Here is a 20,745-nt window from a genome sequence, read left to right as displayed (position 1 = left end):
CTAAAAGTAAAGCTGGTCAATAATTTTCAAATAATCTATTCGTGCTTGGAAAGCTATTGGGATTTCAACACCAGCTTCCTTAATCTCTTGATAGGGAATAGATTTTTTTCCACCATTAGATTGACGATCCCAATAAGGGAAAAGTTTCATTGCTGGTAGAAAAAAAGTTTGATCATATACAGCAAATCGAATTAATAGAAAACAGATACCACCATGATCGATAATTGTCCTCATATGATCTATTTGATGATCATGAATATTGCTAAGAGGAAACGATGTTTTATTTTTCGTTTCTTTTGCCTCAAAGTCAATGTACTTGGATCGATATATCCCATTATAGTCAGTGGTGGAAGCCTGTTTAAAATAACCTTCCTTGATTACTGCTGCACTTCGCTTCGGATAATCTACTTTGACAATTTGCACTGGCGTGGGTTTCTTATGAATGACTGCTAGATTCGTGATACGGTAGTAGTCGTTTGTATCATTAATGTCATCTTCTAACGTCATTCCACGATTACTAAAGCTTGTCTTATTTTTATTAGTAGTAAGTTTAGACTGGGAGGAAGCTTTACTCCCATTCGGGTAATTCATGCTATTTATTCCTCCTGCTAGAAAGTATCATACCAAATAAGTCCGCAAATTGAGTATAAAAGTGTCTTTTTTTACAAAAATGTGTGCAAATACCTATTTTTGATAGGGAAGATCAAAGCTTTATCTTATTATAATTGTTTTTCACTATTTTTACAAAAACAAGCTAATCTATTGATAGAATGATTCAGATAAAAAAATAAGATTTTTTGCACTAAATATGTATGTTTTCTTCTAGTTTTGTCAACTGTGCAGGGTTATTTCATTCGATAGAGAATCTTTAAAACAATGCAAACTTAAACTAGAGGAGTGATCGATTTGGGACAAAAATTAGTCAATCAAATGAATGGTGTATCAAAACAAGCATATAATCAATCCTATACAAAACTTATCGAAACTATTCGTTTAATGGATCAACGCATTAGTTCTAAGGCTGATGATGTTGTGTTAACGATGGTATTGGCTCATCGTGGTGAAATTGAAAATTTACAACAGGAAGTGAATCATATCCATAAGATAGTAGAAGATTTGCAACAAACGCATGCAGATAATGTCCATTCCATTCCTTTAAAGAGACAGAAAAGAAATAAAAATTGGGTTAAATTACTCCCATTTGTACAAAAATCATGATAAAGTAAGAAGGTAGTGATTGGAGCGATAAGAATGAATTTAAAAGAAACAACCATTCAATTAAAAAAAGAATTAGAATTGTTGAAGTCAAATTATCTTGAACAAGAGAAACCAGCACATAAACGCGACAAAGACTTTTTCCTTTTTGTAAAAGAAAAGACAATTCCCGTGTTTCAATTAAATGAATCATGGGAAACTCTTGCAGCTGAGCATGTTAAAAACAGAAATATCCGTGTACATCCACAGCAAGTGGCATCGACAAGAGAGAATATGGATCTATTATTAATGCATAGTTATTACATAGATGTAAAAAGAAAAAGATATATGGAATTGTACCAATCCGTACAATATGTATGCGATTTAATATTAGAAGATTTCCAATAAAGAATATTCTGTTCAAATTTACATAAAAAAGTGAGAGAAGGGTTCCTGTATGGATAAAGAAACATTAATTGAAAGTGCAAAGGAAGCTAGAAAACAAGCATATATACCGTATTCTAAATTTGCAGTTGGTGCAGCCTTAGAAACAAGGTCTGGGAAAGTCTATTTAGGTTGTAATATTGAAAATGCTGCTTATCCTGTAAGCTTGTGTGCAGAGAGAGTAGCAATATTTAAAGCAATTTCAGAAGGAGAAACGGAATTCAAACAATTAGCGGTTGTTGCGGATACAGATAGAGCAATATCCCCTTGTGGATCATGTCGACAAGTGATGAGTGAATTTTTTAATCAAGATGTCTCTGTGCATATTACGAATTTAAAAAATGATTTAAAGACAGTAACAATTGATCAATTATTACCGTACTCTTTTCAAGCTACAGATATGAAATAAAGAAAGTTTAAAAAACTAGGACATTGACTCAGACAATTATCCCAATCCTAACATAGGTTAATAGGGAATCAATCATTACTTTGTATTCAGAGAATGATTGTTAACTGTTAAACAATTGGAGAGGAGATAATTTTATGAGACATCACAAACCTTTTTATGGTAATCAAGCTTGTGGGCCAACGGAAACTATTGTTTGCCCTACTACGTGTAATGAGGTAAATACTGCTAGTCAGAGTAATGTACAGTATATTCATCCATCACATACGGTGGTAAAGAATCATCATTTAGTGAAAAATACGCATATTTACCCGCATTCAACATCATTTCAGAATTCTGTGAATAGTGTTAACGTATATGGAGGCGCACCGCAAGTACCTGCTCCGCCAGCACCAACAGTGAATCAACCACCTAGACCAGGGTTTTGGAGATAATAGAATCAACTATGTACCATAAAAAAAGCTGGAGCTTCCAGCTTTTTTTATGAAAAAAGGAAAGATGGATCTATGATAAAGATATTAACTATTACAGGTTATAAATCATTTGAAATAAATATTTATAATAGTGATGATCAGAAAATTAGCTTTATAAAAAAGGCAATAGAAAAAAGACTTATTTCTCTTATTGAGGAAGGGTTAGAATGGGTCATTGTTTCCGGTCAAATGGGTGTAGAATTATGGGCAGCTGAGGTAATTATGGATTTACAGGATACATATGATATAAAACTAGCTGTTATTCCACCATTTGATAATCAAGAATCTCGTTGGCCTGAGCCATATAAAGAGGCTTATCAGCAAGTTATCATTCAAGCTGACTTTTTTGAACTACTTTACCAAAGCGATTATAAAGGACCCCATCAATTTAAGGCGAAAAACAAATGGCTTTTAGAAAAAAGTCAAGCAAGCCTTATACTTGTTGATGAAGAAAATCCAGGCAGTGTAAAGTTCTTTTTAGAAGAAGCGAAGAAAAAACATAACCAGACTGACTATCCAATATACTACATAACACCATTTGATTTAGATGATATTGTACAAGAATGGCTTGAAAATAATCCTGATTTACCAAACAGTGATTGACATTTGGCGAGAAATTTGAAAAAATAGGGTCAGAGCTTTGGAAAATACGAGGTGAATAAAATGACAGAAGAAGTTAATCAATTGAAAACAAAAGATATTTTAGATAAAGATTTTAAAACGTCAATGCGTGGATATAACCAAGAAGAAGTAGATGAATTTTTGGATGTAATCATTCAAGACTATGAGCGGTTTGCAAATGAGATTGCCAAACTAAGACAAGAAAATGATCGTATTAAAAAACAAACAACAGATCAAACTAGAACGAGACCATCAACTTCAAACCATCAAGTCAATTATGATATTTTAAAACGTTTATCTAATTTAGAGAAGTCTGTATTTGGTAAGAAATACGCAGATTCTTAATGTTTATGCATTTACCGTAAATTACCACAACATTAGAATGAAAAAGTATGGTATACTAGTTTAGTTGTCGCAATGAAATACTGGGTCGGCAATAATAATGCATAAATTGAATTAAAATAATTATAAGATGAATGTTTTAGTAATCGCTGCACATATTATGATGTGTAGAGGAAAGTCCATGCTCACACAAACTGAGATGCTTGTAGTGTTCGTGCTTGATGAAGACATAAATCAAGGTAACCTATATGGTTAACGGCAGGATAAGCACCTACGTCTATTTAAATAGATATGGTGTGATGTCCTTTAAAGTGCCACAGTGACGTAATCAGGCTGGAAACAGTCTGAGTGGAACGGGTAAACCCCATGAGTGAGCAACCCAAATTTTGGTAGGGGCATCTTGGATTAGGGAATTCAACCGAAACAAGGACAAGCTTGATTGCTTGTAGATAGATGATTACTACTTGTGCACGAGGCTGACCACCGTTTGTAGTGCAAATAGTACAGAACATGGCTTACAAAACATTCATTGGTCTATTAAATAAGATGTATTGCCCTTCCTAAACTAATTGTTAATTGGTGTTTGGAAGGGTTTTTATTTTGGATAGGAAGGGATTAAAAATAATGACACAAACAGTTAAATTAATAGCAACAGCTGCAATGGGACTTGAGTCAGTAGTTGCAAATGAAGTCAAAGCGTTAGGATACACAGAGGTACAAGTCGAGAATGGAAAAGTAATATTTGAAGCGGATATTAGTGCAATCCCACGTTGTAATTTGTGGTTGCGTACGGCAGATCGATTAAAAGTCGTTATTGGCCAGTTTTATGCAACAACGTTTGATGATCTTTTTGAAGCAACAAAAGCATTAGAGTGGGGTCAGTACATACCTGAAAACGGAAAATTTCCTGTTATAGGAAAGTCGCATAAATCAACACTGTTCAGTGTCTCTGATTGCCAAGCAATTGTTAAAAAAGCAATCGTTGAAAGGCTGAAGAATAAGTACTCAATAGTAGATCGAATTCCGGAAACAGATGGATTATATCGTGTTGAAGTTGCGATATTAAAAGATCTCGTTACCTTGACAATTGACGCTACTGGTGCTGGCTTACATAAACGCGGTTACCGAACAGGTCAAGGGGAAGCGCCATTAAAAGAAACGTTAGCAGCCGCGCTTGTGCAATTAACAAATTGGAAACCAGATTATCCCTTAGTTGACTTATTCTGTGGTTCTGGTACGATTTTAATTGAAGCAGCTTTAATAGGACAAAATATTGCACCTGGATTTAATCGTTCATTCGCATCTGAAGAATGGCCTCTTATTCAGCGTAAAATATGGGATAAGGCATTTGAAGAAGCGGAAGATCTTGCTAATTATGACCAAGTGTTAGATATTACTGGCACTGATATTGATCACAAAATGATCCAAATTGCACAAAATAATGCAACAGAAGCAGGGTTAGCAGATTTAATTGATTGGAAACAGATGCAAGCAAAGGATTTTAATCCTAAACGGCCGAATGGTTACTTGATATCAAATCCACCATACGGTGAACGTATTGGCGATCAAGAGGAAGTTAGACATACCTATCAACAAGTAGGAGAAGTGATGCGATCAAATCCTTCTTGGAGTTCTTATGTCTTAACATCTGATGAAAAGTTTGAAGCCATGTATGGTAAAAAGGCAACAAAAAAACGCAAATTATTTAATGGCTTTATTAAAGTGGATTATTATCAATACTTTGGTAAAAGAATGTAATAAGGAGTGATAAAATGCAAACTCTAGAACAATTAGAAGAAGAATTCAAAGAATTATTAAAAGATCAAGATGCTTATCGTGAAGCGTTAGCATTAGTTCAGTGGGATTTGAGGACGAAAATTCCTGAAAAGGGAGCAGAACAACGATCAGAAGTAATTGGTTTCTTATCACAGAAAATGCACCAACTAGCAACTTCCGATCAAATGAAACTTTTAATTGATCAGTTAAAGGATAAAACAAGTAATACCCTGTTACAAAAGTCAGTGGAAGAATGTGAAGTTGAATATAAACGTAATATCAAAATTCCTGATGCTGAATATAAAGCATTTGTTACACTTCGTTCTAAATCAGAATCTGTTTGGCAAAAAGCAAGAGAAGAAAATGATTTCAGTCTACTTCAACCTTATTTAGAAGAGCTTGTATCTTATAATAAAAAGTTTGCCACGTATTGGGGCTATCAAGATAATAAATATGATGGCTTATTAGACTTATATGAACCAGGAATGACTACAGAGATTTTAGATAACGTATTTGCACAAGTTAGGACAGGTTTAACAAAGCTTGTGCAGCAAATTAGTGAAGCAAAAGTACAACCAGACGCGAATTTGTTGACACATCACTTTCCAAAAGATGATCAGAAGAATTTTAGTTTAGATATATTAAAGAAGATGGGTTATGACTTTAATGCTGGAAGATTAGATGAAACAATTCATCCATTTGCAATTGGAATAAATCCGAATGATGTGCGTGTAACGACTCGTTATGACGAAAATGATTTCCGCATGGCCGTTTTTGGTACCATTCATGAGGGTGGACATGCCTTATACGAACAAAACATCTCTGCGTCACTTGCACAAACACCAATGGCTAGTGGAACTTCTATGGGCATACATGAGTCACAATCTTTATTCTGGGAAAACTTCATTGGAAGAAGCGAAGCGTTTTGGAAAGAGCATTTTGATTTATTCCATAGCTATGCACCAGCTGCTTTTCATACACTTGATTTTTCTGACTTTTATACAGCAATCAATGAAGTGAAACCTTCTTATATCCGAATCGAAGCGGATGAATTAACATACTGCTTACATATTATGATTCGCTATGAATTAGAAAAGGCTCTAATTGATGGGGAGTTAGCTGTAAAGGACTTACCTGAAGCTTGGAATCAGAAGATGGAAGATTATTTAGGAATTAGACCTAATTCTGACCAAGAAGGAGTTTTACAAGATATTCATTGGTCTGCCGGAGACTTCGGATATTTCCCATCTTATGCATTAGGTTACATGTATGCTGCACAATTTAACAATCAATTGTCAAAAGAGATGAATATCGAAGAAATAATAAATTCAGGCGATTTTTCTCCAATTAAGAATTGGCTTACGCGTCACATACATCAGCATGGTAAAATGAAAAAGCCACTTGAAATCATTAAAGAAGTCACCAATGAACCTTTGAATGCAAACTATTTGTTGGACTATTTAACAGATAAATACACAAAAATATACGATCTATAACAGTAACTGTGCAACTGCTTTTTTCTAAAATATTTGCAAACTTATTGGTTAGCGAGTGAATATGAATAATTTCAATGCCTTTAGACTGTCATATGGAGGAGATCAATTCAATAGGGGAAAACATTGCCCCGTTAGAATATGATCTCTTTTTATTTTATAAGAGGAAGAGGTTGTAGGACTATTGAGTTTTTTACCATAGATGGAAATACGAAGTAAGAGAAAAGAGGTCATTTATCAATCTTGAATGCTCTTGAAACAGGTGACATATATATTCACACTTTAATACTTGGTTTGTCTATACGTAATGTAAAAAAATTCTTCATGAAGTTAATACGGGATTAGTATATATTAATTGATTTATTAATAGTTATGTTGTTAAAACATGCATCAACAGTAGCTCTAATTGCATTATTAAGTATTGTATTCGCCTAGTAATTTTTGGCTGATTCTATATTGAGGACGCAGTTGTTTAATTGATTAATAGAAAAGCGACTTTAGTGGTAATCTAAAGTCACTTTGTTTAGTGTGGTCTTTTGTGCTCTATGGTAATTGACGGATAAATTTCTTGTTTACATTATATTGAATTATAGAAAACATCATAAATACGAGGGGTCTCATTAGTTTAAATTCAATATAAGTAGAATTTACAAGGTAATATATAAAGTCAAATACCCAAGAAAAGAATGCAGCCAATATAGTAACTCCAAAAATCGAAAGTATGAGTACGATCGATTTTACGAAGTTTTTTCGAGGTACGATAGTTTCTTTCATTGATTGTCCTAAACACATTAAATACAAATAAAGAAGCACGAAAACAATATAGAATTGATGATTCCAAAAATTACTTGTAAAGTTAGAATCAAAGAATGCATTATATATTTGATTTAAACAGATAAGTAATAGCATATGTAACACTAACTGAACAAATCGTAACGAGACTTTACCTCGGTAAAAATTGAGGGAGTGACCTGGATATTTGGACCAATAAGTCTGTACAGTAGCTTTTGGAAGACGCGCAGGGTGTATAGAAATCAATGCAGGATAAATCCATAAAAGGAAGTATATTAATACTGAATCAGTTTGCGTGATAAAAAAATATATCGAAACAAAAATAGCCGTTAAGAAACCAAGGGTATTTATTTTAACCTCGGATTTCCATTCTTTTTTTAATACATCTGTATAAGACATAACAAAACTCCTAACTAATGATAGTGTCCTCATCTTAAGGGGAGTAGAGGAGAAGACAGAACCATAAATTAATAGTATAGTTTATATGTTAAATTCTATTTAAATATTTAGTTGTACATGTATGTTCTCCATCTTAAATTAATATGAAGGTACAACTCAAAAGTTTACATTCTTATTCAATCATTCTTGTGTAATATTAAGTTAGTATTCATAAATGGTAATCATTTTTAACGACTACAAACGTATTATGTTTGAGAGATTTAGCGAGTTGCATTGCTGGATCTTTCCGATGTACTTTGAATGTTTAGAGTAATTATTCTTATGAAGAATTGGTTTATTTTATATACTGAACTTAAACTAAAGATGCAGTTTAGCGGATGAAAGTAATACTTTAATGATTATATTGACGATATTATTATGTGTAAACATGTTGTGATGGTCATTTAAAATGCAACTGTTGCTGTTAACTGATACACATTACTGGAAAATATCTTACCATTTGAAATTGAAATGCAACCTCTACTTACGAGACATCTATAAATCAACGTCTTGAATTTAAACGGAAAAAGCTCTTTAAAACATTTGTATTGATGAACTAACCATCATTTAGTTGAAGAATATATAGACACAGTTTAGTTTAGTTCTCTTTTATATCTAAGAGCTTTATATCCTTCTTCTTCTGGCAGTTCATATGATGGACGTTCACCTTGATATTTAAAACCGAGCGCCTCATAAAATGGAATTCCCATAAAGTTATCTTTTGCAACTGACACCCACTGTTCTTTTGCTCCACGTTCAATTTGGTCTTTTGTAACAGCTTCTAATAACTTACTACCAATTCCTTCTTGTTTTCTTTCGGGGTCTAAATATATGACGAATAACTCAGAAACACCACTATCAATAAACCCGCCTCCAGCTGCACCTACTATATTTCCGTTATCAATGGCAACAAACCACCCGTTCCAGTCTTGAGTAATACTTGTAATTTCTTTTTTTATTCTTTCTTCATTGTAGAATTCTTTAATCATCTTTTCTATATGCTGTTGGGGTAACAATTCTGGATAGGTATATCTATGTCCTTCAGAACAAACTTTAATAATTCCATCTATATCCTCTAATATGGCTTTTCTTATCTTAATCATTACGACCTTCCCCTCTATAAATTTTTTTATCATCTTGTTAAACATAACAGCTTGTTAGTACAACAAGCAGATCTACGTTAATGAGTATAATTATTAGCTTATATACATTTTCGTGAGCATTAATAATACATAGAAAAAATGTTTTCATTATCGTTAAGACAATCATACACAATCTTCCATAAAAAAGGGAAGTATTAATTGAAAAAAGTGATTCATTTTATCAAGCAAAAGCGGTGTCATCTTGTTCAGTGGTCACACTTGTCTAATGTGATTATAGCAAATGAATTTTATCGACGTCGCTATACTATGAACCACCGAATTACAAAGAATGTATCACTAAATGCCACGCCTTAAGAATGCCAAGCTTTAGTTAATTGCATAGCTTGATTCCGCCAATATATTTTGAATGTCATAGAGAAATTATTTCCATATTTTTAAAGAACAAGAACAATAAAACTCTAATCTATGGTAAAATTTTGGTATGAAAAACTATTATTTTATGAATTTTTGGAGAGGGGAAAATAAAAAAACATTAAAGTCTTCACTTAAACTATCGGGATGCAATTGTTCAATAAGAAAGCAATTGCTTGTTGCGCTAAAGAAGCATTTAAGTAAACAATGAAGGTTGTAAAGTTGTGATATATGTATCATAGGATTAAGTGCCCATGTCGATTCAACAATAAAGTTATTGGACGGGGATGTATCCCATATATGTTGCATGGTTGGAAACTTGACCATCACGTTATGTTACATGTGTTTATAAAAAAAACTGGGATTAGGAAACTTAAACTGTCAGTTGGAAAAGTGCTTATTTGATAATGTTTAGAATGTCACTGATAACTAAAAATAACAGTAAATGAAAGGAACTTAAAATGGTTATACGTTATATGCAGCAAAAGAAAGATATACTGGCTATGAAGAAAAATGTGATTGAAACATCAACTGGCCACAATAGAGATAAGAAATTCCAAAGTTGGTTAATGGTAGCCATCTGCATTGTTTCTTTAACGATTTATTTCTCTTTTTTTAGTGAAGGAACCTACCTGGAGAATATGAATTTACTAACCTTTATAGGGATACTAATACTACTTTCTATTTTTTTCTTTTGGTTTATAACGTTTATTTACAACCCAATTGAATTTCTAAAGGAGAAAGTTAAACTGAAGAGAAGTATTTTCAACCAGGCAGGAGAAGAAATCGAATTAACGATTGATAGCCACGGGATTGTAGAAGAAAATATAGGGAAATCAGTTAAGATAATCAATCGAATATCGTGGGATGGGGTAAAACGAGTAAGTCACGACAAGCATCGTTACTTTGTCTACTATGAAGATCGAGCTGCTTTGCTTTTGCCGAAAGAAATTTCAAGAGCTGGCGAGGAACAAAAAGAAGATTATCAAGCTTTGATCCATAAATATATTCTCCCTCGTACGAATCACCAATTGAAAAAAGTTAAATAGTTGTTTACACAAAGAAAAAATACAAAGGAAGTGTAGCATTGAATTTTCATTATACAGAAACATTTGAAGACATATGGGGTATGCAGAAAGATTTATTAATGAATTCGAACATGTATGGTTTTCGAAGAAAAGTTTTTCAATGGTGTATTGTCTTTATCTGGATAATACTAATTTTACTACTGCTTCTGACTCCGATAATACCTGGACGTTTTATTATCGCCTTAATTATGGTGGTTTTCACTATATATATTAATCGTAAAGCGCCCGTCTTATTTGAATTGATTGCATTGGCATCTGAACGTTTTGTACTAAAAAAAAGAATAACCGACAACGTACAAAAAGAGATGGAATACGTCATAAATGACCAGGAAATCAAGCAGGTTAATCATAGTTTAGAAGCGGAGAATACTGTAAAAGTCCCGTGGGAAGCGGTGAAACGGATAAGAGAGGATGAAGAACGATACTTCATCTACTATAGCAAAGTGGATGGTGTTATCCTGCCAAAAACACCAAATGATAGAAATCCGGACAGTATAGGGAAATTAGAAAAATATATTCATAATCATCGGTACATGTATACAAAATATTAGTTATAAATTCCATACTCTTACTTTTTTGCCGTCAGAATAGTTATGTTCCAAAATCAATAACCTTTAATAATATCGACATTTTAGTTTCTGGTTCAATTATCTTGTAAGCAATAGATAAGAAAAGAAGCATCAAAAACCTTAGAAACGTATAGTCATAAAAAGTAATCATAAAATGTTGAAACTGTTTTTTTATTCTATATACTAATCGAGCTTGATTGCGAAACAGGCACTCGAACGGTTGCCTTTTGCTAAAAGTTGTTTAATGAAAAGGAAGTAATATTATATTAACTATTGTACTTAAACAAACCGGTGCAATAGTTAAACAGTGGGTCGTCGATTATGGCGACTCTATTTTTCTGTAATGGAATAATTAAAGTTGAGCATTATTTGCAAGATACATGATCTTGTATATAATGTTTTTTTCTTTATATAAATCAATGCACTATGTAACTGGTGAAAGTTAAAAATGATTACTAACGGATCTTGAAACTATTTTTGTTTAGCTATCGTCTAAAGGTAAAATCACTGAAACAGGTTAGAAAAGAGGGTTGTTATGGGGGAAAATGAAAAAGAATATTTATTAGAAGAAATTATGTTAGAACATGGGAGTGAATTGGTTAGGTTAGCATTTAATTATGTGAAAGACAAAGAGACTGCAAAAGATATGGTTCAGAATACCTTTATCAAATGTTATGAGAACTTAGATGATTTTCATTTTGATTCATCGATAAAAACGTGGCTATATAGAATCACAATTAATCAGTGCAAGGATTATTTAAGAAGTTGGCATTACAGAAAAGTTCATGCTAAAAGTTTATTTGGAAGTTCTATTACAGGCCTTTTACCTACAACAGAAGACAAGGTAATTAGAGATTCGGAACACGAAGAGATGAAGGGGTTTATCTTTTCTTTACCCAAAAATTATAGGGAAGTTATCTTTCTATATTACTATAAGTCTTTATCAATTGGTGAAATAGCCGAAGTAACAGATCTGAATATTAATACAGTTAAAACAAGGCTAAGTAGAGCAAAGCAAAGGTTAAAAACTTTAATTGAGGAGGCAAATATTTATGGATAACAAATTTAATAAGGAGTTATTTTCATATTTGGATGAGGAAGATTTAGCCTTTACTAAAAAAGATAGAGTCGAAACTTTAAATAAAATTCAGAAAAAAAAATATAAAAAAGAAAACAATAATACTACTCTCCATCGTATTGGTATACATTATGTAGGTCCTATATTGGGTAGTGTAATGGTATTAATCTTAGCAATTGGTTTACTTTTACCTAATCTATATTCAGGCAATGAAATTAGTCAGGAAACTCCGAATAAACAACAAGCATCTCAACAGGAAGACATATCTTTTTCCACCTTACTGATGGGCGTAGATTCAAATTCTCATCGAAGTGATATTAATATTTTACTTACTTATAATAGCGGTGACGACAGTATAATTCTTGTCCCAATTCCACGTGATACGTATGTTGAAATGTTTAATTCGGAAGGAAAAATGATTGGTAAGGATAAGTTACTCCATGCAACTGCTTTAAATGTAAAGCGTGACCCAGTCTTGAAAACTGTATCCAACCTATTCGATATTTCAATTGATTATTATTCAGTTACATCAATAGAAGATTTTTACGAAGTGTTAGGAGTTAGTGAAAGTGCTGAAAAAGATAATATTATTAAAAAAAATGAAGTTGGAAATTTATTAAAAAAACAATTATCCTTCTCTCAATTTAAAAATCTCTTAGAAGAAAGTGAAACTAACATTCCAAGTGACATATTTAATCAATTTCAACTGGAGGACAGTAATTCTGAATCCATTCAGGTGATTGATATGGAAGAGGGAATTGAGGAGAAATTTATTAATGATGTCTATTATGTAGAAATTAACCAAAATCTATTAGATATGACCTCTAATACTTTAAAACAGCATTTGGATAATAAATAATGAGTTAAATTTGAATTGCTTCGGAATGCGGAAGTTAAGATTAACAGAGAACATCTATATGGTATCCTCATTTTTTGAATTCTATTGCAATTTCAAATCAAACCAATGTATTAACGTATTTACACTTACAATTATTGTTGTTTTTTAAGGTTTTTCTTCTTCTCGTTAAAATCTCGTGATTTTTTGTTACGAGCGATGATTTCATCTATTGTTTTCTGTTTCCGATAATCAAGAATTGAAGAGTGAACTGTCACAAAAGACGCTTTTCAGATGGCTGGTTGATCTTTTAGTAATTTGATTTAACCTTTTGTAGCGTGATGCATCTTCCTAATGGTTTATTAAATACAAATATGGTTTCAATAACAGAACTTTTAAAGATAAGATTTGCTGGTTGTATGTACTAAAGCAAACTGGAAATACTTCAGGGTCAGATAATATACTATTTTAATAACTATCAAATGTTCAATATAAATAATGTTTCCCGGCACTGAAAGCACATTCATTCCTATCATTTTATTGAAAAGTCATTGTTATTCTTCAGTGAAATAAATAGTTATCATAATGATATCTGATATCATTATATTTACAGAATTAAAACCAATCCTTTAAAGTTGGAAAATGTGATAGAATAAACCGTAAAACAATTACGGAATGGGGAGACAAACAAATGATATTAAATAACAATAATGGTCTTCTTCTCATGCGCCATGATCACTTACATGAAAGAGACTGGAGAAACGATGATTGCTATAAACTTATTTTTTCTCCCTATGGGCAAGCTGAATATCAGTTAAGTCAAGGCGATATTTCTATCGGTCAAAATGAATTTTTTATTTTTAACCCAAATATAGATCATAAACAATTAAAAGCCACAAAGGAAAAGTTTCTAGTTGAGATACAGCCATCATTATTACAAGAGACGGCACAGCAATTAGGCTTCAATATGGTAGAACCTGAATTTTCTTTGCTTTCCTATCGACATGCCCAGATCCATCAATGGACATTATTTATTAGAGACTTCTTAATAATTAACAAGGATTCTAATCCAATGTCCAATCAACTTTTTCTCGAAAATAGTTTAGCGCAAGTTTCTATTTTAATGCTTCAATATGGTTCTGGTTCACACCAAAATCAGTTCCCAAAGATAATTAGCCAGCAGAATATTAATGATGTATTAGATGCACTAAAGGATAGCTATCAAGAAGATTGGACACTGGATCAGATGTCTGTAGTCGCAAAAATGAGTAAATACCAGTTTGCACACTTTTTTAAGGAGGAAATTGGAATATCCCCTTATTCATGGCTACAGTTATATCGTTTATTTAAAAGTCAACAAGCCCTTATTTCAACAAATCAAACTATTTTAACCATTGCCCTTGCAAATGGTTTTAGTAACGTGTCATCTTATAACCAGTTGTTTAAAAAAGTTTATAATAAAACGCCAACGGAATTTCGTTTTATTCATAGTAATTAATAAGCCTATAACACTTATTGTAATTATAAGAATGCCACTAAACAGCATTAACTTTTGTATCGAAATGAATGATGCTAAAAAACCGTAGATTCCTAATGAAACAGTATTTGAAAAATACAATAAAACTGCATTTGAACTAAAAGCTCTCCCCATCTTTTCTTCAGGTACAAGTGTTTGAATAAGATAAATACGTGATAGACCCGCTATTGGTAATCCAATAGCTACTATTGCGCTGCCAATTAAAAAGTAGTTTATTCCATAGAAGAGACCATAGTAAGTTATCCCAATTCCCCAAATCATTGCCCCAACAAGATGAATCTGAAGAGTCATTTTCTTTAAGAAAAAGGCTAGGATGATATTGGTTAAAATAACTACGCCTCCAAAAACTCCTTGGATGATACTGTACAATTCTTCACTTTTGGAACTCATTTCACTAAGAGCAAGTAAAAGCCCCACTTCCCAGACCCATGTGTTGAAAAAAACTGTTATAAAAGTGAAAATAAATAGTTGCCTTACACTAGTGTGAGTTTTAGCCCAAGAAGCAAATTCTGTGATAGAACTAAAAACCTTCTTAACTGATTTGTTAACTACCTGTTTTCCTTCCTTTATATTTACTCTTGAAATGCAGGATGCACTAACAGCGTATGTTAAGGCATCAAAAGTAAAGAAATGGATGGCCCCATAATTGCTTAATAGCCAAACAGATAGAAATGGACTTAAAACAGTCACGCCTCTAGTTAAGGTATCATGTATACTATTTACTTCAGTTCTATGTTCTTCCACTGTTATGGTAGGCAGGACAGTTCTGTGCGTCGGATTAAAGAAACAACCAATACTCTGAATAAGAAAACTAACGACTAACAAGTAAGAGTAGGAGAGTAATTCTAAGTAAAATAGGCATACAATGGAAAATGTTAATGGAACCCGAATCACATCTAAAACGATTAATAATTTTTTCTTAGGTAGCCAGTCTGCTACAACCCCACCAATTAAACCAAATAGTAGATAGGGTAGGGTCTCAGCAATAGCCATACCAGTTGTAAGAATCTTGGATCCTGTCAAGTCATATGCTAAAAATAGAAAAGCCATTCCCGATAGAACATCCCCGAGCTTAGAAGCTCCTCCTCCAAGTAAGTAGTACCGTATATTCTTATCTTTCCATATCCGTGTATACAATTAAATCACCTCATATACAACTATAAGAAGAAAGCTAGTTAGAGTCTGCTTGATTATTGTTAAAAAAAGGACAATTTTCTGTAAGAATATTTATTTTACCGATGCTTTATTAATATAGGGAGGTTTCAGACACTTTCAATCTTTTGTTCATTTTTACAAGCTAACCTAAATTAGTTTGAATTTATTATGTTTTATCCTGAAGAAATGATAGGGCACGATCCACTAGGTTTGGGACGTCTAACAAAATCCCCACTGCAATTAGGACAAATATAATTCGTTTTTTCTGTGCAAGGTTCACAAAAAGTGCATTCGTGAGTACAAATGTACGCAGTAGTTTCTATTGATATTTTTTGTTCACAAGCTTCACAAGACTTTCTCATTTCTAATGCCATTTATGACTTCTTTGTTAAGTTAATTTTTATTTAGAGCACAAATGAATATGAGTTAAAAACCCCCCAATTCGTTTTTATAACATTGCTATTATTTCTTTTGTTTTTTTTATAGTTGCAAATTCATCATGCAAATTTGATAAAGTCATCTCTTGTATTTTTTCAGCAGATAATGTTTCCCCATTAACACTACGCCTATCAAAGGTTGCTGTCGCATCTGAAACTAAAAAAGGATTAAAGCCTAGATTTCCAGCCATACGAGTTGTTGTTTCAACACAATGGTTAGTAGTCAGTCCAGTAATAATAATATTAGGGCAATTGATTTTCCTTAATGTTTCTTCGAGGTTAGTACCGATAAAAGCACTATTTACACTTTTGATCATAATAATATCTTTAGGCATCGGTTTAATCATTGCTTTGAATTCACTTGTTTTACTTTTAAAATAAAAAAGCGATTCTATATTCTTAGATAAGTGTTTAACATAGATGATTAATCTTTGATTTAAATTCCAATACTCTATTAACATTTTGATATTTCTTTCAGCACATGGATTATTTCTCTTTCCCCAGCTGACATTATCGAAAGCGTTTTGGACATCTATTACAATTAACGGGACATTGTTTCGCAACTTTATCAAAGCCTTTACCCCCAGAGAATTAATAACTTAATTATAATTAATTAATTTCCGTCTTAAAACTCTGGAATATCAACCACAATCTATTAATACAGAAAGGAGAAAAAAATAGCACTATATTAAGGAATAGATTCTTAATTAATTTAAATTATCGAATTTGGTGTTGATTCTTTTTACTTAAAAAAAGATAAAGACAAAGTAAAATAGATAAAGAACACGAACAATTCATGTTCTTTTTTGATATAATAAATTTAGCGATTTTATATCATACTGTAAGTCAAAAATTGAGGAGTTACTAACGTGGGATTAAATGAATTAGTAAATAATTAAACATTTTCTTGGAAAAAAGGTAAAAATAACAAATTATTTATTTATTTTAATAGGAAAGAAGTCATGGTTTTAAAAGAGCAAAAAGCCCAAAAATTACTTGAAGAACTTATTGATTCTAGCGAGGAAGAAGAACAATATCTACTTGCTAGAATTACTGGTAATTTTAAACGAGGAAATGAAAAATTAGCTAAATTTAATCCAAAGAATAGGTGATTTAGCTTGTTTGTCGTAAAAAATACTATATTTAGGAAAAAATCTCTCAGAATAAATTTTTTTTGAGAGTACCATAGTCATACAATTTCATTTAATTTACTACCTAGAAACAGAAGATATTCAAAGCCTAATTGACCAATCGGTCAAAGATAATGCAGCTAAACAAATTCTTCAAACGGTATTCAATCAATTGATGGACGAACAGCGAACAGATTATATTCAAGCCACGAACTATGAAAGATCAATCAGACAACCGAATAAGCCAGCGCAACGGTTATTATGAAAGAGAATTAACGACCCGTATTGGTTCTCTTGAATTGAAAGTTCCTCGAACACGCGACGGCGAATTTACACCGACTGTATTTAAGCGGTATCAACGCAATGAGAAGGCTCTTTTAGCTTCTATGTTAGAGATGGTGTCTCTACTCGTAAAGTCTCTCGAATCGTTGAAGAACTGTGCGGTAAATCAGTCTCTAAATCCTTTGTCTAAAGTTTAACTGCCCAGTTAGACCCCATGGTTTCTGAATGGCAAAATCGCTTTCTATCAGACCGTTATTTCCCTTATGTTATGACCGATGTAATCTACATCAAGATCAGAGGAAATCATCGTTTGGTTTCTAAAAGCTGCCATATAGCGGTTGGAATTTCAGGAGATGGAGAGCGAAAGATTATTGGTTTCATGATCCAAAATTAAGAAAGTGACGAGACCTGGTCTCTCTTCTTCGACTACCTTAAAACCATAGGTTTAGACGGAGTAGAAATGGTTATTTCTGATGCTCACAAAGGCTTGGTTAAAGCAATCAAGAAGTCATTTACAAATGCTTCATGCCAACGATGTCAAGTTCACTTTATGCGTAATATCCTGTTTGATATTTGATTACAGCCATAAAACAAAACTAGCTTCTTAAAAACTTAAAAATATTGCCCAAGCAAAGCACAAGAAGACAAGATTAATAGTTTATGCTCTGTTAGGATTTAAACAAGGATGAGTTACATGACGTGGGTTGAATTACTAATTTTAATCGGTAGTCGGATGCGATTACGGAAGGACATCAGCTTGAATTTCAGTACTTCGTAGCCAGATTCACAACATCTTCGAATGAAAACCTACTTTGATATAGCCGTTTCCTGATTCACAAAATTTCGAATAGTTGTATAACTGATTGAATAACCTGTCTCAACAACATCTCATTCATGTCTACTATGTTCATTTGTTGCTCAGCTGTCTTTTTCGGTTACTCACGCCCTCCAAATACATTTGTATGATTTCTTGTTTCTTTTTCCATAGTATCTACATCTATTAATTCTCTAGGTATATTAAAATCTGTAAAACGAATGATTTCACTATTAGGAAGATTCCTAAGTTTTTTATTTAATAACCATGTTAACCCAACTGCTAAATAGCCAATAGCTGATAAGGAAAGAATTAATCGGCTATCATGATACCTTACAAGTAATCCTCCAGCTAAAGAACCTAAGGGCATAGCAATGGCACAAAAACTAGCAATAACAGTGTTGGTTCTTCCAATAATTGATAAAGGGATAACGGATTGCATGATGGAACCGATAATGATATTCGCAGCTCCTACTGGTATCCAGGATAACGTAAATAATAAAAGAAAGACGTAAAAGTTCATATAAGGAGCAATGCCCCATAGAATAAAAGCTAAAATAAAGGAGGAGGCAATAAATAATCCAATTGGAACTTTATTCAGCTTAGTACTAATTAATGCCCCTAAAACAGTACCCACAGATATAGCTGTTAATATAAAGCCATATTTTTCTTCTCCGCCAAGTGAGTTTGCATAAATAGGTAATATGGCATACATAATTCCTAAACAAAAATTACTAATCGTATTTGCTATTAGAAAAATCCATATCATAGATGTAAAAACAATTTTTAACCCCATTTTCATTTCTAATCGATAATTTCTTAAACTAAACTTTTCTACTTTTATAGTAGCTGAAGATGTTTTTTTAAGTTTGATTAAAGAAAATGTAAGAGCAGCTAAAGTAAAGATAACCGAATCAACTAAATATAAAGTCGCAACTCCTAAAATGGCTAATAAGATACCAGCCAAAGCATTTAGGACAATATCGGCTGATTGATTCGCCATAGCTAACAAAGAATTTCCTTTAATAAGTTGATTTTTAGGTAGAATAATAGGAAGAGCTTTTAGTTGTACAGGATACCCAAGTTCTGCAACGATTGCTGCTACAAAAACAATAGGCAACAAGTTAAAAATAGTTAATAATTGCATATAATAGAGAATAGGGATTAAGAGAATCAAAGCCGCTTGAATCAGTTGAGTAAATATAAGAACAGGCTTAATATTCCAGCGATCAACTAAAGGTCCCCATAAGAATTGTAAGGTTTTAGGTATCAAAATCACAGCACTTGTTACACCTACGTAAAATGGATCATCTGTTATTGTAGCTGCTAACCAAGTGGTTGTTATGTAATAAATACTATCTCCCGCATTTGTAATTAAACGGCCCCAAAAAAGAGAAAGAAAGTTTTTGTTTTTTAACACATCCATCTTTTATCTATCCCTTCTTTAAGTCTCTATTCAAAGACCTTATTTTCTAATTCTATTGCAATCGTATTGATATAAAAAGTATGATTGTCATCATCGCTTTTCATTTGCTCTAATTCTTCTATGAGTTGATTATATTTCTCCTTCCACATATGAAATTGTTTAGTTGAACAGTTGATTTGTACAGTTTGAGCCATACTGGTTTCTTCTGTTACTAAATGACTATTTTTAGAAACGATTTTTTTAGTGTTTTCAAGTTGTTGTACAATAAGAGAATTATAGACATGTTCTGCATTTTCCTTTGATAGAGGTATTAACTCTTTATCTATCTTAAAGCCTTTATGTGTTGCTCTATAATATTTATGAATATTACCTTTTACTTCTTCTTTTCTTACAATGGCAATCATGTTTTGTTTTTCTAATTCTTTTAAATGATAAAAAACTTTAGCTTTTTCTAATCCAATCTCTTTGCTAATTTCTGTGACAGTCCATTCTTTTTCAATTAACATGATAACGATTTGTACTCTTAAAGGATCAGAAATAGTTTTAAGTTGCGTATAATTTTTTATTACATATCTTTCTAACATGTTTATTCCTCTTTTCTCTTTATGGTTAAAAAATATTAACCTGTTTAAAATAGATTAACACGCGTCGTGAATTTTGTCTATAAATTTTAAAGATTAGAAAGCAAATAGACCCTTTAAAAAATCTAACTTTTTGAGCTCACTACATATGCCCTCATCTAAAGCCTAAGGACAGATTGATCGGAAATAACTTGTTTTTTCGCTAATAATGAATACCCAAAAGAACGTTACCCCGTAGGTTAAGGTATGAAGTGATACACAGTATTTCATTCATTGTTATATTTTTGGTCATCTAGTTTTAAACAAGAATGGTACATTTT

Annotated in this window: 23 protein-coding genes, 1 other RNA gene and 1 pseudogene; 16 read left to right on the top strand and 9 right to left on the bottom strand. The window is 32.3% G+C overall.

Features of this window, described 5'->3' with window-relative positions:
* Positions 1-591, bottom strand: a complete 591-nt coding sequence (recU, locus tag DM447_RS10360) for a Holliday junction resolvase RecU (RefSeq protein ID WP_112181152.1) — start codon at positions 589-591, stop codon at positions 1-3.
* A 315-nt stretch (positions 592-906) separates the two neighbouring features.
* Here recU and DM447_RS10355 point away from each other — a divergent pair, with 315 nt between their 5' ends.
* The 9 genes from DM447_RS10355 (at position 907) to DM447_RS10315 (ending at position 6,752) form a co-directional block, all read left to right on the top strand.
* Positions 907-1,218, top strand: a complete 312-nt coding sequence (locus DM447_RS10355) for a hypothetical protein (RefSeq protein WP_112181151.1) — start codon at positions 907-909, stop codon at positions 1,216-1,218.
* Positions 1,219-1,251: 33 nt separating this feature from the next.
* Positions 1,252-1,602 (top strand): DUF1798 family protein, encoded by a 351-nt coding sequence (locus DM447_RS10350; RefSeq protein WP_112181150.1) that lies wholly within the window; start codon positions 1,252-1,254, stop codon positions 1,600-1,602.
* A 49-nt stretch (positions 1,603-1,651) separates the two neighbouring features.
* On the top strand, positions 1,652-2,047 hold the full coding sequence (locus tag DM447_RS10345) for a cytidine deaminase (protein WP_112181149.1): 396 nt from the start codon (positions 1,652-1,654) through the stop codon (positions 2,045-2,047).
* A 134-nt stretch (positions 2,048-2,181) separates the two neighbouring features.
* Positions 2,182-2,478, top strand: coding sequence for a CotD family spore coat protein (locus tag DM447_RS10340; protein WP_112181148.1), 297 nt, complete (start codon positions 2,182-2,184; stop codon positions 2,476-2,478).
* Between the two features lie 72 nt (positions 2,479-2,550).
* On the top strand, positions 2,551-3,120 hold the full coding sequence (locus DM447_RS10335; protein ID WP_338418756.1) for an SLOG family protein: 570 nt from the start codon (positions 2,551-2,553) through the stop codon (positions 3,118-3,120).
* A 60-nt stretch (positions 3,121-3,180) separates the two neighbouring features.
* Positions 3,181-3,483, top strand: a complete 303-nt coding sequence (gene gpsB, locus DM447_RS10330; RefSeq protein WP_112181147.1) for a cell division regulator GpsB — start codon at positions 3,181-3,183, stop codon at positions 3,481-3,483.
* Positions 3,484-3,614: 131 nt separating this feature from the next.
* Positions 3,615-4,003, top strand: an RNA gene (gene rnpB, locus DM447_RS10325) — RNase P RNA component class B.
* A 101-nt stretch (positions 4,004-4,104) separates the two neighbouring features.
* Positions 4,105-5,238: a THUMP domain-containing class I SAM-dependent RNA methyltransferase gene (locus DM447_RS10320; protein WP_112181146.1), complete on the top strand. Its 1,134-nt coding sequence runs from the start codon at positions 4,105-4,107 to the stop codon at positions 5,236-5,238.
* Positions 5,239-5,252: 14 nt separating this feature from the next.
* Positions 5,253-6,752 carry a carboxypeptidase M32 gene (locus DM447_RS10315; protein WP_112181145.1) on the top strand — a complete coding sequence of 500 codons (1,500 nt, stop codon included), beginning with the start codon at positions 5,253-5,255 and terminating at the stop codon, positions 6,750-6,752.
* A 540-nt stretch (positions 6,753-7,292) separates the two neighbouring features.
* On the opposite strand, the gene DM447_RS10310 is transcribed toward DM447_RS10315, so the two are convergent.
* Positions 7,293-7,940, bottom strand: a complete 648-nt coding sequence (locus DM447_RS10310; protein WP_112181144.1) for a hypothetical protein — start codon at positions 7,938-7,940, stop codon at positions 7,293-7,295.
* 632 nt (positions 7,941-8,572) lie between these two features.
* The gene (locus DM447_RS10305; protein ID WP_112181143.1) at positions 8,573-9,082 is read right to left on the bottom strand and encodes a GNAT family N-acetyltransferase; all 510 of its coding nucleotides are present in this window, start codon (positions 9,080-9,082) and stop codon (positions 8,573-8,575) included.
* A gap of 887 nt (positions 9,083-9,969) precedes the next feature.
* Here DM447_RS10305 and DM447_RS10300 point away from each other — a divergent pair.
* The 4 genes from DM447_RS10300 to DM447_RS10285 all read left to right on the top strand — a co-directional run bounded on the left by DM447_RS10300 (position 9,970) and on the right by DM447_RS10285 (position 13,087).
* The gene (locus DM447_RS10300) at positions 9,970-10,542 is read left to right on the top strand and encodes a YcxB family protein (RefSeq protein WP_162632626.1); all 573 of its coding nucleotides are present in this window, start codon (positions 9,970-9,972) and stop codon (positions 10,540-10,542) included.
* 38 nt (positions 10,543-10,580) lie between these two features.
* Entirely contained in the window at positions 10,581-11,132 is a 552-nt protein-coding gene (locus tag DM447_RS10295) for a YcxB family protein (protein ID WP_112181141.1), read from the top strand.
* Positions 11,133-11,685: 553 nt separating this feature from the next.
* Complete coding sequence (locus tag DM447_RS10290) at positions 11,686-12,210, top strand: sigma-70 family RNA polymerase sigma factor (protein WP_112181140.1); 525 nt, start codon at positions 11,686-11,688, stop codon at positions 12,208-12,210.
* Positions 12,203-13,087 carry an LCP family glycopolymer transferase gene (locus DM447_RS10285; RefSeq protein WP_112181139.1) on the top strand — a complete coding sequence of 295 codons (885 nt, stop codon included), beginning with the start codon at positions 12,203-12,205 and terminating at the stop codon, positions 13,085-13,087. The genes DM447_RS10290 and DM447_RS10285 overlap by 8 nt, the downstream gene beginning before the upstream one ends.
* A 131-nt stretch (positions 13,088-13,218) precedes the next feature.
* Here DM447_RS10285 and DM447_RS18680 read toward each other — a convergent pair whose 3' ends face one another.
* Positions 13,219-13,341, bottom strand: coding sequence for a hypothetical protein (locus tag DM447_RS18680; protein WP_277871485.1), 123 nt, complete (start codon positions 13,339-13,341; stop codon positions 13,219-13,221).
* A gap of 413 nt (positions 13,342-13,754) precedes the next feature.
* Here DM447_RS18680 and DM447_RS10280 point away from each other — a divergent pair, with 413 nt between their 5' ends.
* Positions 13,755-14,561, top strand: coding sequence for a helix-turn-helix domain-containing protein (locus DM447_RS10280; RefSeq protein WP_112181138.1), 807 nt, complete (start codon positions 13,755-13,757; stop codon positions 14,559-14,561).
* Here the strand turns inward: DM447_RS10280 and DM447_RS10275 are convergent.
* The 3 genes from DM447_RS10275 to DM447_RS10265 all read right to left on the bottom strand — a co-directional run bounded on the left by DM447_RS10275 (position 14,487) and on the right by DM447_RS10265 (position 16,755).
* On the bottom strand, positions 14,487-15,737 hold the full coding sequence (locus DM447_RS10275; RefSeq protein WP_112181137.1) for an MFS transporter: 1,251 nt from the start codon (positions 15,735-15,737) through the stop codon (positions 14,487-14,489). The two genes, DM447_RS10280 and DM447_RS10275, sit on opposite strands and share 75 nt — an antisense overlap.
* A gap of 191 nt (positions 15,738-15,928) precedes the next feature.
* Positions 15,929-16,129, bottom strand: a complete 201-nt coding sequence (locus DM447_RS10270) for a DUF1272 domain-containing protein (RefSeq protein ID WP_112181136.1) — start codon at positions 16,127-16,129, stop codon at positions 15,929-15,931.
* A gap of 74 nt (positions 16,130-16,203) precedes the next feature.
* Positions 16,204-16,755 (bottom strand): cysteine hydrolase family protein, encoded by a 552-nt coding sequence (locus DM447_RS10265; RefSeq protein ID WP_112182719.1) that lies wholly within the window; start codon positions 16,753-16,755, stop codon positions 16,204-16,206.
* Positions 16,756-17,154: 399 nt separating this feature from the next.
* On the opposite strand from DM447_RS10265, the gene DM447_RS10260 reads away from it, so the two are divergent.
* Positions 17,155-17,304 (top strand): ABC transporter ATP-binding protein, encoded by a 150-nt coding sequence (locus DM447_RS10260; protein ID WP_112181135.1) that lies wholly within the window; start codon positions 17,155-17,157, stop codon positions 17,302-17,304.
* A 94-nt stretch (positions 17,305-17,398) separates the two neighbouring features.
* A pseudogene (locus DM447_RS10255) lies at positions 17,399-18,178 on the top strand (IS256 family transposase); the annotation flags it as partial.
* A 361-nt stretch (positions 18,179-18,539) separates the two neighbouring features.
* Here the strand turns inward: DM447_RS10255 and DM447_RS10250 are convergent.
* Both DM447_RS10250 and DM447_RS10245 read right to left on the bottom strand, forming a co-directional pair.
* Positions 18,540-19,844 carry an MFS transporter gene (locus tag DM447_RS10250; protein ID WP_112181134.1) on the bottom strand — a complete coding sequence of 435 codons (1,305 nt, stop codon included), beginning with the start codon at positions 19,842-19,844 and terminating at the stop codon, positions 18,540-18,542.
* Between the two features lie 26 nt (positions 19,845-19,870).
* Entirely contained in the window at positions 19,871-20,428 is a 558-nt protein-coding gene (locus DM447_RS10245; protein WP_112181133.1) for a winged helix-turn-helix domain-containing protein, read from the bottom strand.
* Positions 20,429-20,745: the final 317 nt, after the last annotated feature.

This window comes from Paraliobacillus zengyii, assembly GCF_003268595.1.
GTDB lineage: Bacteria > Bacillota > Bacilli > Bacillales > Amphibacillaceae > Paraliobacillus_A > Paraliobacillus_A zengyii.
The sequence above is the reverse complement of the archived record's forward strand: the minus strand, read 5'-3'. Positions and strand labels throughout refer to the sequence as shown.